Origin of the sequence: Mucilaginibacter pocheonensis (genome assembly GCF_031456535.1) — a bacterium.
GTDB classification, from domain to species: Bacteria; Bacteroidota; Bacteroidia; order Sphingobacteriales; family Sphingobacteriaceae; genus Mucilaginibacter; species Mucilaginibacter pocheonensis.
Map to the genome: position 1 here is coordinate 363,544 of NZ_JAVDUU010000001.1, position 14,131 is coordinate 377,674.

Consider the following 14,131-nt stretch of genomic DNA (forward strand, 5'->3'; position numbering starts at 1 on the left):
AAACATTTATCTACCTGATACGCAGTTCAGGGTACTTACCTTTAATTTTAGTAACAAAATAATTGCCTAATGATTCGGAGTTAATAAATTTTTTATACGCTGTTGTAGTAAAGCCAAAGTACTGCCATATCCCGCCGCTGTCTCTAAACTCCACTTCTAAAATTCTGGCAGAAGGATCGTAACCTAAACTATTTAGCGCAGATGAATTAACAACACGTCTTTGCATAATATATTATAATATATGCAAGGCAAAAAAAGTTTTAATAATTGTTATTTTGAAAAAAAATTAACCAGCGTGGCCGCTGAGCATACTTGCCAAAATAATAAATAAAACCAATAGGGTTATGCCCGTGTACAGGTAATCTTTTTCAAGCACGAAGCCTACTGCCGAAAATACCACCCGTATTATCGGAGTAGCTATTAATAAAACTATACCCGCCTGTATAATAGCCCTGCCCCGTAAAGTGAAAATACCGTTAATTAATGCTGGTGCGGTTGTTACAAAGTCAGGAACACCTTTAAAAGTATGGTAATCAGCCGGTATGTGCCCGTGCCGGTACAGGTATATAACACCGCCGATAAAAATGACGCTCATTGATAGCAGCACACCAATGCGCAGTATCCAGCCAATAACGGCCTGCATATCATTATCTTTAAAATTACTCATCCTTTATTTAACCAATAAATTTACTGATTTATAATTACCGTGTTTATCATAATAAAGTGCCAATAAATGGCCTCAATATTTATTAGCGGTTTAAATTATATTTTTCCCATAAATCCGTTATATATCATTTGCGATGCCAAAAAGGTTACCACAACAGCAAATACCCAGCGCAGCCACCCCGATGAAGTAGTATGCACCAATATCTTTGATCCGCTTAATGCCCCCACAAGAACACCTATGGCTACCGGCATTGATAAGCCGGGATCAATATATCCCCGTTGTAAATAAACCACAGCGCTGGCCGCGGCAGTAACACCTATCATGAAATTGCTGGTAGTGGTTGATACCTTGAAAGGTATACGCATAACGGTATCCATAGCCAGCACTTTCAGGGCGCCGGAGCCAATACCAAGCAGGCCTGATATAACACCCGCAAAAAGCATCATAAAAAAACCGCCTCCAACATTTTTTACGCTGTAAGCTACTGTTCCGCTGGCGGTGGGGTAACTGCTGTTGAGCTTTAATTTTTCGGCCAGTTCATTTTTTTCCTGGTTTATCTGCTCTGCCTTTTTACGTAATGACATTATAGCCGATGTAATAAGGATCACCCCGAATAAAACCGCTATAAAGTTGGTAGGGATATAAACAGCTACAAGAGCGCCAACCATAGCGCCTGTGGTAGTGGCAATTTCAAGGAACATACCTAACCTGATGTTGGTGATACCCTCCCTTACATACGCCGCCGCAGAACCTGAGGATGTGGCTATTACTGATACCAGCGACGCGCCTATTGCATAATGAATATCTACGTGCAATACCAATGTAAGCAGTGGAATAATAACAAAACCACCGCCCAGGCCAGTTAACGAGCCCAATAAACCCGCAAAGTACGAGCCGATAAATATGATAAGCGTAAATACTATTACCGACATCATTTGCAGCCAAGTTGAATTGCGAAAGTAAGAACTTTTTTATTAGGTCATTGTGTTGTTGGTCATTGTTTTGATAACCATAAATGAATTGTAAAATTTATTAACCATTTATTGACTAAATGACCGAATGACTTAATATTATTACTTTCGTGCATGGGTTATAAAAGTTTACAGGCCTGTATTGCCGATCTCGAAAAAAATGGTCATTTAATTCGTATTAAGGAGGAAGTTGATCCATACCTGCAAATGGCAGCTATTCATCTTCGTGTATTTGAGAACCAGGGGCCTGCTATACTTTTTGAAAATGTGAAGGGAAGTAAATTTCCTGCGGTATCAAACCTTTTTGGCACGCTTGATCGGTCGAAATTTATTTTCAGGGACACGCTTGACAAGATCAAAACGCTGGTTGAACTCAAAAACGATCCTATAAAAGCTATCAAACATCCGTTTAAATACGCTGATATGGGGCTCACGGCATTGTCGGCCCTGCCCATGAAAAAGCCTGCCGGTACACTTCGTAATTTTAGCCGTTGCCACATCAGCGATATTCCGCAAATAGTAAACTGGCCCATGGATGGTGGCCCCTTTATAACCATGCCGCAGGTATACACCGAAGATGCTGATAAACCAGGTATCATGAATGCCAACCTGGGTATGTACCGCATACAGCTTGCCGGCAACGATTATATTTTAAACCAGGAGATAGGTTTACATTATCAGATACACCGTGGCATAGGTGTACACCAAACCAAGGCAAACGCCAAAGGGCAGCCCCTAAAAGTAAGTATATTTGTTGGCGGTCCGCCCGCACACCCCGTAGCCGCGGTAATGCCATTGCCCGAAGGATTATCAGAAATGACCTTTGCCGGAGCTTTAGGTAACCGCCGTTTTCGTTATTTTTATGATAACGAGGGTTTCTGTATTTCGGCAGATGCTGATTTTGTGATCACCGGAACAGTAATGCCTCATGACAATAAACCTGAAGGGCCGTTTGGCGATCACCTGGGTTATTATAGCCTGGTGCATCCTTTCCCGCTGCTAAAGGTACACAATGTGTACCATCGTAAAGATGCCGTATGGTCATTTACTGTGGTTGGCAGGCCACCACAGGAGGATACCAGCTTTGGGGCACTTATCCATGAAATAAGCGGCGCGGCAATACCTAAGGAGATCCCGGGTTTGCATGCCGTTAATGCGGTTGATGCCGCAGGTGTTCACCCTTTGTTATTCGCCATCGGCAGCGAGCGTTATACACCTTATATAAAAGAACGTAAACCGCAGGAAATACTAACCATTGCCAATCATATACTGGGTAAAAGTCAGCTTAGTTTGGCCAAATACCTGTTTATCGCGGCTAAAGAAGATGACCCCGGTTTGGATATAAATAACATCGCTGCGTTTTTAAACCACATACTGCAGCGGATTGATCTTACCCGCGATCTGCACTTCTATACCCGTACCACCATTGATACCCTTGATTACAGCGGCAGCGGACTAAATGCCGGCAGCAAAGTGGCTATTACTGTTGCAGGTGACATCAAACGTAAACTTTGGACAGAACTGCCATCCTGGTTCGATCTGCCACGGCCGGTTGGCAATTATAAAATGGCCCTGCCGGGTGTGCTGATGGTAGAAGTACCCGCGCACGTAAACCATAAAGATATTGATAACATCATCAGCATTATAGAATACAGATTAAAAGAGGAAGAAGATGATCTGGATGGCCTTGTGCTCATGGTGCTTTGTGATGATGCCGCGTTTGCTGCCGAAAATGTAAATAATTTTGTTTGGGTAACCTTTACCCGCAGTAACCCGTCGCATGATATATATGGCATAGGCAGCTATACCGAGCACAAGCACTGGGGATGTACCGGTCCGTTCATTATTGATGCCCGTATTAAACCACACCATGCTCCTGTACTGGAAAAGAATCCTGAGGTTGAAAAACAGGTTGACAAAATGGGCGAGAAGGGCGGGGCATTATACGGGATCATTTAGGCAGCTGAAAAGTAACGATCGAATTTAATTTTGTGGGGTAATATCTTCGTGAGGTAATATTTTTTATATTTATCCCATAAAACTGAACCCTTGCCTTACACTATTACTGCTTCTTTTAAAAGGGCGCTATTCTTTTTTGTTATTTTCTTTTTAACGGTTGTTAAAGGCTATAGCCAGCAATTTTATATAGCGGCTTCTAAAAACGGATCCAAGATACCTCTGCAGCGCGTCACCTTAACTCCTAATGGCCCTGTATCAGTACGTGTTGGCGGTTGCGGAGCCAATGATTTTTTTTCCATAGCCATATTGGGCAATAAATTATATTACAGTAGTGGTTCTTCGATGTTTGTTGGTGATATAACGGGTGGTAATTCACCTACCATTACCAATTGTGTTTTTTTGGGAGCAGCTAATTTTGGCAATGCGCTTACTATTGACAAGAAAGGTATATTATATTATGCAGCCGCTAACAGGTTATATTCATTTAACCCGGGCACTAAAAGGGCGATTTTTTTAGGAACCATGCCTTATAATGCAGCTGGAGATCTGGCGTTTTATAACAATGAATTATATATGGTATCGGGTAGGGGCATAATCAAGGTCAATTTAGCAAATGCTGCCCTAAGCACATTGTATATACCTATTCCCAATGAAGTCATTTATAGTTTAACAGCTGCATCAATAAATGGTGTTACTAAAATGTACGCTATTAGTGACTATCCGGTACATCGTATTTATGAGCTAAATATGCAAAGCCGGCGCATTAAAGCTGTTGTTGGCGCCCTGCCATATGACACGCTGGACGCGGCAAGTGATGGCGAAGCAGGTGATGTGAAATATATCCAAATCGATCATATAAGTATCAAGCAGGAGTGTGATATATTTAATAAAGGACATGCAGAGATTGTAACCAAGCCGCATACAAGTCAATACACTTATACTTTAAATACGGGCCAAACCAATAAAACAGGTATTTTTAGCAATCTTAGCCCCGGTAATTATGTTGTAACTATTACGTCAGATGGTACAGAACCTCCAAATCCTGTTAATTTGACTGTGCCGGATTATACAATTGGCAATCCTATTATAAGTGTCACAAAAGACAATCCGGTTTGCTCAAAAAAGGGCAGTATTAAACTTGATGCAGGAGCTGAAAATTCGACACATAGTATTAGGTTTAACAATCAGATATACAGTTTTGATCATGTTTTTAGCGATCTATCGGCCGGTGATTATCATTTTACTATATTAAACCAAAATGGCTGTATTACCGACGAAAAAAATTATACACTAACACTGGGGAATTGCCCGCCAATAGCTATTACGGATGTAGCTATCCAGCCTGAATGTGATATTTTTAACCGCGGTAATGTGAAAATATCTACAGCAACCCATACGGCTAATTACACTTATATTTTAAACGGAACAACTAATGTAACCGGGGTTTTTAACAATCTGTTGCCGGGTAATTATACATTAACTATTGTATCGGATGGCGTTGAACAGCCCGTCAATCAAGCTGTTGTAGTACCTAATTATTCAAAAAACGGCCCTGCTATAACCTTTATTGATACCAAGCCACGGTGCGAAGTTAAAGGCAGCATTAAACTTAGCGCAGGGACGGCCAATGCACTATACAAAATAAGGTACAATGGTCAGGTTTTTGACTTCGATCACACATTTACAGGATTAGATGCCGGCAATTATCATTTTACTATTTTAAATCAAAACGGATGTATAGTTGATGAAAAGGATTACACATTACAGCAGGATAATTGCCCGCCAATAGCTATTACGGATGTAGCTATCCAGCCTGAATGTGATATTTTTAACCGCGGTAATGTGAAAATATCTACAGCAACCCATACGGCTAATTACACTTATATTTTAAACGGAACAACTAATGTAACCGGGGTTTTTAACAATCTGTTGCCGGGTAATTATACATTAACTATAGTATCAGATGGCGTTGAACAGCCCGTCAATCAAGCTGTTGTAGTGCCTGATTATTCAAAAAACGGTCGCGCTATAACCTTTATTGATACCAAGCCATTATGCGATGCTAAAGGCAGTATTAAACTTAGCGCAGGGACGGCCAATGCACTATACAAAATAAGGTACAATGGTCAGGTTTTTGACTTCGACCACACATTTACAGGATTAGATGCCGGCAATTATCATTTTACAATTTTAAAAGCAAACGGATGCATAGCTGACGAAAAGGACCATACGCTACAGCAGGATAATTGCCCGCCCATAGTAATAAATGAAGTGCAAGTGCAGGCCGAATGTAACGCCTATGGCCAGGCCAGTGTAAAAGTAATCACACAGGTGCACCCTGATACTTATACTTATATCCTGAACAATGAGAGTAATACCACGGGGGTATTTGATTTTCTAACACCTGGTACTTACACATTAGTAGTCAATTCATCGGGAGGCGACCATAAAGAACGGGAGGTAATAGTACCTGATTTTACGTTGAATAAGCCCGCGATAACTTACAAAGTTAAAAGTGCCGTATGTACTTTGCTTGGCGAAATAAAATTCACCATTAATGGCGATGCCAGGGGAGCTGTTAAGGTAAAAAACGGCATTAATATTTATAATATTGACGAAACCATTAAAGGTTTAACTCCCGGTCCAAATCACTTTACTATACTTAACCAGCAGGATTGTATTTTAGACGAACTTGATGTTAATGTACTGCAGGATAAATGCGAGCCTGTGGTATTCCCCAATACCTTTACACCTAATGGCGATGGGATAAATGATTTTTTTGGAGCAAACCAGGAAAGCAATCCCCTTAGTTTTAAACTGGTAATATATAATCGCTGGGGTAGCCAGGTGTTTCAGTCGCAAAGTATTTTTAACAGATGGGATGGAACCAGCAAGGGCACTTCGGCACCTTTTGGGGTATATTATTGGATTGCCACTTACCAAATGCCCGATGGGAAAAGCAACCATCAAAAAGGATATGTAACACTCATCAGGTAACGATTTCTTAAAAGACCAAAATATGGCGGTAAATAATTAGCTGGCAAATCAAGCTGGGGTCAAAAATCAATAGGATAGGCGCAATCATCAAAATCAACGGTTATCTTTGCTGCATATGAAAAATTTTCTGTTTTGTTTAATATTGGTGCTGGTGGCTTTTGGCTGTACAAAAAAGAAAGTGCCTCATTACACCATATCAAGGTTGGTTAAAAGTGATACAGCCAGTAAGCTTACCGTAAATATCAATGGTCGTTTAAACCAGGATGACCTGTTGAGTATCGCTTCGAAAATTAAATCAGACAGTTCGGCATTAACTAACCTGCAGCTTTGTTATATGCTACCCGGCCATAACGATAAAAATACAAGCACGAATAATTTTTATGCTATAGCCAAATATCCCAATACGGAAGTAGTTACCATGCAGGATACGCTTAAAGATGCCGAAGGAAATGTGGTGCGGTTAAAAATTACAGGCTTATCTGATAAAGCGGCAAAGCAACTGCTTGGTTTAAACCCTAAAGAAATACAAGGCAAAAATATACTGGGCCGTTTTGTTGACGATAATAATCAAACCGTTATTATTCCCTTTACAGAACCTAATGACCCTAAGCACGAAATTTATATCATTGAGCTGGATGCCGCAGGCAAGGTGGTGTCGGCAACGGTACCGATGCGCGATAACAGGGATGGTGTTGAAAAGTTGATTGTTACTCACCGCGGCGACTATTGTACATTAAAGGATAGTGTGCTCACCCAATACTCTGTTGATGATCTTGGAGTACCTTACAATAGCATCAAATCGGGTATTTAATATGGCCGCTGTGGTATAAAAACAGCATTTAATAAATAAAATGTGCGAAAATCACTTTACCCCCGGATTTTAGTTTAAAAGCATGGCTTAATTCATGTAAAACCTTCACGTTTTATAGAATATAAGGATATATTTATAGTGTTTAAAATATTATAACTATATGACCCGAAATCTTACCAAAATTTTAGCACTAAGTGTTGCAGGGGTATTTAGCTTTTGCTGTGCAATAGCACAACCCCGATTGCCGGAAGGGTACTTCTGGAAAAAGCTTTCAAACGGATTGGAAGTTGTGGTTATTGAAAACAGCAAAGTGCCGCTGGCCACTATTGAAATTGCTGTAAAGAACGGCGCCTATACAGAAGGCCCCGAGTACAGCGGGTTATCCCACCTGTTTGAGCACATGTTTTTTAAAGCCAACAAGGATTATCCTAATCAGGAAGTATTTTTAAAACGTACACAGGAGCTGGGCGCCATTTGGAATGGAACCACGGATGTGGAGCGTGTTAATTACTTTTTTACATTTGACAGGGACAGCCTTAAAGCCGGTTTAAAATTTATGAATGCCGCTATCCGGTTCCCGATATACCGCGAAGAGGATATGAAAAAGGAACGTCCGGTGGTTGACGGCGAGTTTCAGCGCGCCGAGAGCGACCCTGGTTTCCAGCTTTGGTATGGCATACAACAAAAGCTTTGGGGCGATCTTATCACCCGTAAAAATCCTATCGGGATACATGAAGTGATCAACACGGCTACGCCCGAAAAAATGATGATCATTAAAGACAAGTATTATTTCCCCAATAACAGCCTGCTTACCATTTGCGGCGATGTAAAACATGATGCGGCTTTTGCCCTGGCCGAAAGTATATTTGGCGACTGGGCCAGCAGCGGATTTAACCCGCATGAAAAATATCCGATCCCTCCGTTTAAACCACTTACCAAAAGCGAGTATTTTATAAAGGAAAGCACTATTGCTCAAACACCTTATATGCAGTTTTCATGGCAGGGGCCATCTTATTTAACTGATTCTGCCTCAACTGTAGCAGCAGATGTGTTTTCAACCATTCTTGGTCTTAACTCGTCAAAACTTCAGCAGGCCCTGGTTGATAAAGGGTTGGCCAGTGGTGTGTATGTGAGTTACTCTACAAGCCGTTATGTTGGTCCGGTTGATATCACCGTGGTACCCAACCCCAATAAATTAAAGGAATGCTATGACGAATTGATGAACCAGCTAAGCCAGTGGTCAAGTGCTGATTATTTTACTGATGAACAGCTAAAGGATGCCAAAGCTATTTTACTGCGCAACAGCATCCATCAAAAGGAGAAACCCTCACGTTTAGCAAGCCAGATGAGTTATCAGTGGTGCAGCACATCGCTTGAATATTATACTGATCTGGATAGCAATTACCAGAAAGTGACCCGAGCCGATATACAGAAATACCTGAGCACCTATATTATAGGCAAACCATATGCGGCAGGGATAATCATAGCGCCTGCGTTAAGTAAACAACAAAATGTAGCTTCGTTTTTTGTAGCTAAGTAAAATTTAAATCTTATCAATGATGAAGAAATATATATTCACCCTGCTGATTGCAGCGGCGATAGGAAATATAAAGACCGTACAGGCACAAAATAAAGCTTATGAAACTACGGTTGACGGTGTAAAAGTAATTGTGCAGCCAAGCGGTAATGATATTGTAGAGATACAAACCATTATAAAAGGTGGTGTACAAAATTACAGCGCCGCTAAAATGGGCATCGAGTCAATGGCTATTAACGCGCTTACAGAGTGCGGAACATTAAAGCATGATAAAAACAGCTTTAAAGACCAGTTGGACAAAGTGAGCGCTACCGTTGCGGGCAGCAGCAACAAAAATTTTTCTGTTTTAAGAATGAATTGCATCAAAGGCGATTTTGATGTGGTTTGGCCATTATACGTTGAAGCATTAACACAGCCTAAATTTGATGCTAAAGAGTTTACCCGCATAAAACAGGATGCCATAAACAATATCAAACAGGAGGACTCGCAGCCTGATAACGCCATTGACAAATATGCCGATAAGGTAGCTTTTGCCAACCGTGATTATGCTAAGGACCCCAGGGGTACCGTTGACATTATTACCAAATTAACACCTGAAGAAACTAAAGCCTACTATCAGTCGATATTAACCAGGTCTCGTTTAGTGATCGTGGTAGTGGCTGATCTGGACAAGGCGTTGATTGAAGCAAAAGTAAAGGCCATGCTGAGCGGTATTAAGCAAGGCGCGCCTTTTGAATTAAAAAAATCCTTTTTCAGAGCATATAAAAATTCGTTCAATGCCGAATCAAGGGATCTGGCTACAAATTACGTAGAGGGCATTACCAGCGGTCCGCAACCCGGCACTGCCGATTTTGATGCCTTTAACGTGGCAATGCGCATATTTGCCAACCGTCATTTTTTAGATGTGCGTACCAATAACGGGTTATCATACGCGCCGCAAGCCTGGTTTAGCGTTGGGCAAACATCTGTTGCCAAGTTTTCGGTATCAACCACCCAGCCTGATAAATACATTGCTGTATTTGATAAGCTGGTTGACAAAATAAAATCAGAAGGATTTAAGGCAGATGAAGTTGCCAACATGAAGATCACCTACCTTACCGGTTTTTATTATAAGAACGAAACCAATAGTGCACAGGCTTCATCAATTGCATCAAATGAAGTACTGTTCAACAACTGGAAACGCTCGTTAACATTGGTTGACGATGTTAAAAAGCTAACGCTTGAAGAAGTGAGCGACGCTTTCCGTAAGTATATCAATAATATTATTTGGGTTTACCAGGGCGATCCTAAAAAGGTAAACCAGCTACTTTATATCAACGGAACCTTAAATAAAGGCGACAACCCGGTGAGTCATTAACATTAGTTAAGGCAACTACTAAAAATATAGGCGCACGTCTATGGCGGATGATTTTATAAAGAAATCTTTTGCAGCCTTATTACCAAATTTAAAGCCAGGCAATATATTGCCTGGCTTTTTTATGAGTAAATATGTGCACTTATCTTACGTCGCTTTTTACTTTGTTCATGGTTCCCTGCCCTGGCAGGTAGATCTGGAAGCCAAAGTTTAGGGTAAGACTATGCTGATAAGCCGAACTGCCGAAACCAACTACTCCATTGTACTTCAACAGGGTTTCTAAACCAATGCTTGGGGTAACAAAGTAGGCAAACCCCGGGCCAAAGCCCAATTCTAAGCCATTTGTTGAGCCGCCGGGTCCGCGCAGGTTTTGACCTCCCAGGCCAACATTTGCTTCGCCAAATATGCGGCCGTGTTTTAGTACCTCAACGTCCGAGCCGGTGTAATAACGGCCCAACGCACCTATGCCATATCTAACATCTGATCCGGTACCTTTTTCGGTAGAGATACCAAACCGACCATATGCACCCAAGGCAACATTGTCTTTTACAAACCAGGCGGCTTTGGGCGTAATATCAGCTGTAAATGTACTGGGACTATTAAGGCCCAGCGACAGGTTACCAATATCGCCCCCCATCAAAACATTCCCTTTCTGAATTTGCGCGGTCGCGCTATAACTAATTCCGATAAATGCCAATATGGCCAATAATGTAAACTTTTTCATAGCGTTGTTCTTTAAATTTTTAACCCTTGGTAAATTTTAATAAGTAATTATTAACAATAGGTGTGCCATTGAAAATATTCATACTTAATAATGGTTTTGTTAATTTAAAATTGGCTGGTAATAAGTGGGTTATAATGGTAGCAAAGCCTTTAAAGATCACGCGGTTTTAGCATAATATGTATATTAATACGTATAGCATGTGTATTAATAGGTATAAGAAATAATTACCATAGATATATAGGCTTTTAAGTAATCGTTAAACGTTAGTAAGCTATTTGGGTGGTGGTAGTACTGCTTTTTTCCTGCGCCCCCATATTTCGCCTTTGTATCGGGTTGGCATGGTATCGCCAAGCAGTTTGCCCCATGGTTTAAGGCCATCAATACGATCAAAAATAATTTTTAATACCGCTATGAAAGGGATAGACAGGAACATGCCCGATAATCCCCACAGCAAATTACCCAGCAGTACCACAACTATAGAAATAAGTGCATTGATTTGCACTTTTGACGATACGATGCGGGGCACCAGTATGTTATTATCAATAAACTGGATAACCAGATAAGCAATTATTACACCTAACTGGGTGGCGTAACCGTCTTTAGTAACCGTAGCCATAAGTACCGGTAACGCGATAGCTATGATACCGCCAATATACGGGAGCAGGTTCAGTATGGCTCCTATAACACCTATCAGGATGCCGTATTTTACCCCAAGCAGCATCAATGCCGTCGAATTGAGTATGGCAACGATAATCATTTCTATCAGTAAACCCTGTAAATAACTTTGTATGGCCATTTTGGTTTCTTTTAAAACTTCGGCCACCTGTTTGGAGTTTTCTTCTGAAAATACTTCAAAAAGGAAATTAAGAATGAGAGTTTTATAGAACAGGGTTAAAAAAACATATACAGGTATTACAAATATCAAACCGAATACTCCCAACACTGATCCAAGTGTCCGGCCAACCAGTGCCTGACTGTTGTTCATCGCGTCCTTGATCATTTGGTCCTGCTTTTGAACAGTAATATTAAATGTTGCTGCAACCCATCCTTTAAGGGTAACAAACAACCCGGAAAATTTTTGTTTGAGCATAGGCAGCGAATCGCCAAACTGGACGATTTGACTGGAAAGGAAATAGAACAAGCCGGCTAATAAAATAGCGCCCATCAGCATGGCGATAAGAATAGCGAATATCTTAGGTATTTTTTTGCCTTGCAGCCAATTGCATACCGGGTTAAGCAATATGGCAATAAAAGCCGCGAATGCCAGCGGAATCATCACATCGGCCAGTTGCGAAAAAACGTAAACCAATAAAATAAGCCCGAACAGGATCACGGTACTTTTAAGGTAGAAAGGGTATTCTTTTACAGCAGGCATATTAGCAGGAGTTTAGATAAACAATTAAGGAGCAGGCGCCGAAATTGTTTTGTATAGCGAATGATTCGGGTACGCGGCACCCGTTCAGGCAGGCTAGCCCGCATAAGGTGAATGCAACAAAAAAGGCCTGCTGATTCAGCAGGCCTTTTTTGTTTTAAGCTAAAAATTTTGACTGGTTAACTCAACAGATTCCTCCAGCTAACCAGGTCGCCGATGATCTTATCCAGCTGATCGGCCGGTACCCGTTCCTGCTCCATGCTGTCGCGGTGGCGAATGGTAACAGTATTGTCTTCCAGTGTCTGATGATCAACAGTGATACAAAACGGCGTACCAATGGCATCCTGGCGGCGGTAGCGTTTCCCAATAGCATCTTTTTCTTCATATTGGATGTTGAAATCAACCTTCAATTTATCCATGATCTCGCGCGCTTTTTCGGGCAGACCGTCTTTTTTGGTAAGCGGGAAAATAGCGGCTTTAACAGGGGCCAGGCAGGGGTGCAGGTGCAGCACGGTGCGGCTGTCCTGTTTTTCGTCGGTGCTCAGGTCTTCTTCCTCATAAGCGTTGATCATGGTAAGCAGGAACATCCTGTCTAAACCTATCGAGGTTTCAATTACATAAGGTACATAATTGCCAAAAGGTTTGCCCGTTTCAGGGTTAACTTCAGGGTCAAAATATTGCAGCTTTTTGCCCGAGAATTTTTCATGTTGGCTTAAATCAAAATCGGTGCGGCTGTGTATGCCCTCCACTTCTTTAAAGCCAAACGGAAATTCAAATTCAATATCAAAAGCGGCATCGGCATAGTGGGCCAGTTTTACGTGCTCATGATAGCGATATTTTTCGGCAGGTGTGCCCAGGGCCAGATGCCATTTAAGGCGGGTTTCTTTCCATTGGTTAAACCATTCCTTTTGTGTGCCGGGGCGAACAAAGAACTGCATTTCCATTTGCTCAAACTCGCGCATGCGGATAATGAACTGGCGGGCAATAACCTCGTTACGAAAAGCTTTACCTATTTGGGCAATACCAAAAGGGATCTTCATCCTGCCCGATTTTTGCACGTTCAGGTAGTTTACAAATATGCCCTGTGCCGTTTCCGGGCGAAGGTAAATCTGGTCGGCATCATCAGCTACGGCCCCCATCTGCGTGCTAAACATCAGGTTAAACTGGCGTACATCGGTCCAATTGCGGGTGCCGCTTACCGGGCAAGCAATTTCATGCTCAATAATGAGTTCTTTCAGGCGCGGCAGATCCTCGTTTTTAAGGGCCTCGTCCATGTCATGTTGTAACTGTTCGGCTTTATCGGTTTTGCCATCCTTATCATAACGCTCAATTTTGTCTTCCAGCAATTGATCGGCACGGTAGCGTTTTTTTGAATCTTTATTGTCGATCATCGGGTCGCTGAAACCATCAACGTGCCCGCTGGCCTTCCATATTTTAGGGTGCATAAATATGGCCGAATCAATGCCGACAATGTTATCATTCATTTGCACCATGGCTTTCCACCAGTAGGTTTTAATGTTGTTCTTTAATTCGGCGCCAAATTGCCCGTAATCATAAACAGCGCTTAAACCATCATATATTTCACTTGAAGGAAAAACAAAGCCATATTCTTTGGCGTGTGATATAACATTTTTAAAAAGTTCGTCGGTTGATTTGCTCATAATAGCTGCAAAGATACAATTTAGGCAGAAAGCAGAAAATGGAAAGGAAAAAGCTGATAATAAACCTTATTTGATTAT

The 14,131-nt window shown here is 41.5% G+C and carries 11 protein-coding genes; 5 read left to right on the forward strand and 6 right to left on the reverse strand.

What is annotated here, in order from left to right:
- Window positions 1–10: 10 nt before the first annotated feature.
- The 3 genes from J2W55_RS01550 to J2W55_RS01560 all read right to left on the reverse strand — a co-directional run bounded on the left by J2W55_RS01550 (window position 11) and on the right by J2W55_RS01560 (window position 1,599).
- Window positions 11–226, reverse strand: coding sequence for a KTSC domain-containing protein (locus J2W55_RS01550; protein ID WP_310091181.1), 216 nt, complete (start codon window positions 224–226; stop codon window positions 11–13).
- A 60-nt stretch (window positions 227–286) separates the two neighbouring features.
- A complete protein-coding gene (locus J2W55_RS01555; RefSeq protein WP_310091183.1) occupies window positions 287–667 on the reverse strand; it encodes a DUF1634 domain-containing protein in 381 nt (126 codons plus the stop codon).
- Between the two features lie 95 nt (window positions 668–762).
- Complete coding sequence (locus J2W55_RS01560; RefSeq protein WP_310093458.1) at window positions 763–1,599, reverse strand: sulfite exporter TauE/SafE family protein; 837 nt, start codon at window positions 1,597–1,599, stop codon at window positions 763–765.
- Window positions 1,600–1,752: 153 nt separating this feature from the next.
- Here J2W55_RS01560 and J2W55_RS01565 point away from each other — a divergent pair, with 153 nt between their 5' ends.
- The 5 genes from J2W55_RS01565 (at window position 1,753) to J2W55_RS01585 (ending at window position 10,299) form a co-directional block, all read left to right on the forward strand.
- Window positions 1,753–3,597: a UbiD family decarboxylase gene (locus J2W55_RS01565; RefSeq protein ID WP_310091185.1), complete on the forward strand. Its 1,845-nt coding sequence runs from the start codon at window positions 1,753–1,755 to the stop codon at window positions 3,595–3,597.
- Between the two features lie 90 nt (window positions 3,598–3,687).
- Window positions 3,688–6,594, forward strand: coding sequence for a T9SS type B sorting domain-containing protein (locus tag J2W55_RS01570; protein ID WP_310091187.1), 2,907 nt, complete (start codon window positions 3,688–3,690; stop codon window positions 6,592–6,594).
- Window positions 6,595–6,709: 115 nt separating this feature from the next.
- Window positions 6,710–7,405 carry a hypothetical protein gene (locus J2W55_RS01575; RefSeq protein ID WP_310091190.1) on the forward strand — a complete coding sequence of 232 codons (696 nt, stop codon included), beginning with the start codon at window positions 6,710–6,712 and terminating at the stop codon, window positions 7,403–7,405.
- Between the two features lie 160 nt (window positions 7,406–7,565).
- Window positions 7,566–8,945 (forward strand): M16 family metallopeptidase, encoded by a 1,380-nt coding sequence (locus tag J2W55_RS01580; RefSeq protein WP_310091192.1) that lies wholly within the window; start codon window positions 7,566–7,568, stop codon window positions 8,943–8,945.
- A gap of 16 nt (window positions 8,946–8,961) precedes the next feature.
- On the forward strand, window positions 8,962–10,299 hold the full coding sequence (locus J2W55_RS01585) for a M16 family metallopeptidase (RefSeq protein WP_310091194.1): 1,338 nt from the start codon (window positions 8,962–8,964) through the stop codon (window positions 10,297–10,299).
- A gap of 139 nt (window positions 10,300–10,438) precedes the next feature.
- On the opposite strand, the gene J2W55_RS01590 is transcribed toward J2W55_RS01585, so the two are convergent.
- The 3 genes from J2W55_RS01590 to J2W55_RS01600 all read right to left on the reverse strand — a co-directional run bounded on the left by J2W55_RS01590 (window position 10,439) and on the right by J2W55_RS01600 (window position 14,053).
- Window positions 10,439–11,020, reverse strand: coding sequence for a hypothetical protein (locus J2W55_RS01590; RefSeq protein ID WP_310091197.1), 582 nt, complete (start codon window positions 11,018–11,020; stop codon window positions 10,439–10,441).
- Window positions 11,021–11,291: 271 nt separating this feature from the next.
- Complete coding sequence (locus J2W55_RS01595; RefSeq protein ID WP_310091199.1) at window positions 11,292–12,395, reverse strand: AI-2E family transporter; 1,104 nt, start codon at window positions 12,393–12,395, stop codon at window positions 11,292–11,294.
- Between the two features lie 176 nt (window positions 12,396–12,571).
- Window positions 12,572–14,053 (reverse strand): glycine--tRNA ligase, encoded by a 1,482-nt coding sequence (locus J2W55_RS01600; protein ID WP_310091201.1) that lies wholly within the window; start codon window positions 14,051–14,053, stop codon window positions 12,572–12,574.
- Between the last annotated feature and the right edge of the window lie 78 nt (window positions 14,054–14,131).

Bases quoted from the DNA above. Each gene is read 5' to 3' on its own strand.
- J2W55_RS01560 (WP_310093458.1), bottom strand. From the start codon at position 1,599: ATGTCGGTAATAGTATTTACGCTTATCATATTTATCGGCTCGTACTTT.
- J2W55_RS01555 (WP_310091183.1), bottom strand. From the start codon at position 667: ATGAGTAATTTTAAAGATAATGATATGCAGGCCGTTATTGGCTGGATA.
- J2W55_RS01595 (WP_310091199.1), bottom strand. From the start codon at position 12,395: ATGCCTGCTGTAAAAGAATACCCTTTCTACCTTAAAAGTACCGTGATC.
- J2W55_RS01575 (WP_310091190.1), top strand. From the start codon at position 6,710: ATGAAAAATTTTCTGTTTTGTTTAATATTGGTGCTGGTGGCTTTTGGC.
- J2W55_RS01590 (WP_310091197.1), bottom strand. From the start codon at position 11,020: ATGAAAAAGTTTACATTATTGGCCATATTGGCATTTATCGGAATTAGT.
- J2W55_RS01550 (WP_310091181.1), bottom strand. From the start codon at position 226: ATGCAAAGACGTGTTGTTAATTCATCTGCGCTAAATAGTTTAGGTTAC.
- J2W55_RS01565 (WP_310091185.1), top strand. From the start codon at position 1,753: ATGGGTTATAAAAGTTTACAGGCCTGTATTGCCGATCTCGAAAAAAAT.
- J2W55_RS01600 (WP_310091201.1), bottom strand. From the start codon at position 14,053: ATGAGCAAATCAACCGACGAACTTTTTAAAAATGTTATATCACACGCC.
- J2W55_RS01580 (WP_310091192.1), top strand. From the start codon at position 7,566: ATGACCCGAAATCTTACCAAAATTTTAGCACTAAGTGTTGCAGGGGTA.
- J2W55_RS01585 (WP_310091194.1), top strand. From the start codon at position 8,962: ATGATGAAGAAATATATATTCACCCTGCTGATTGCAGCGGCGATAGGA.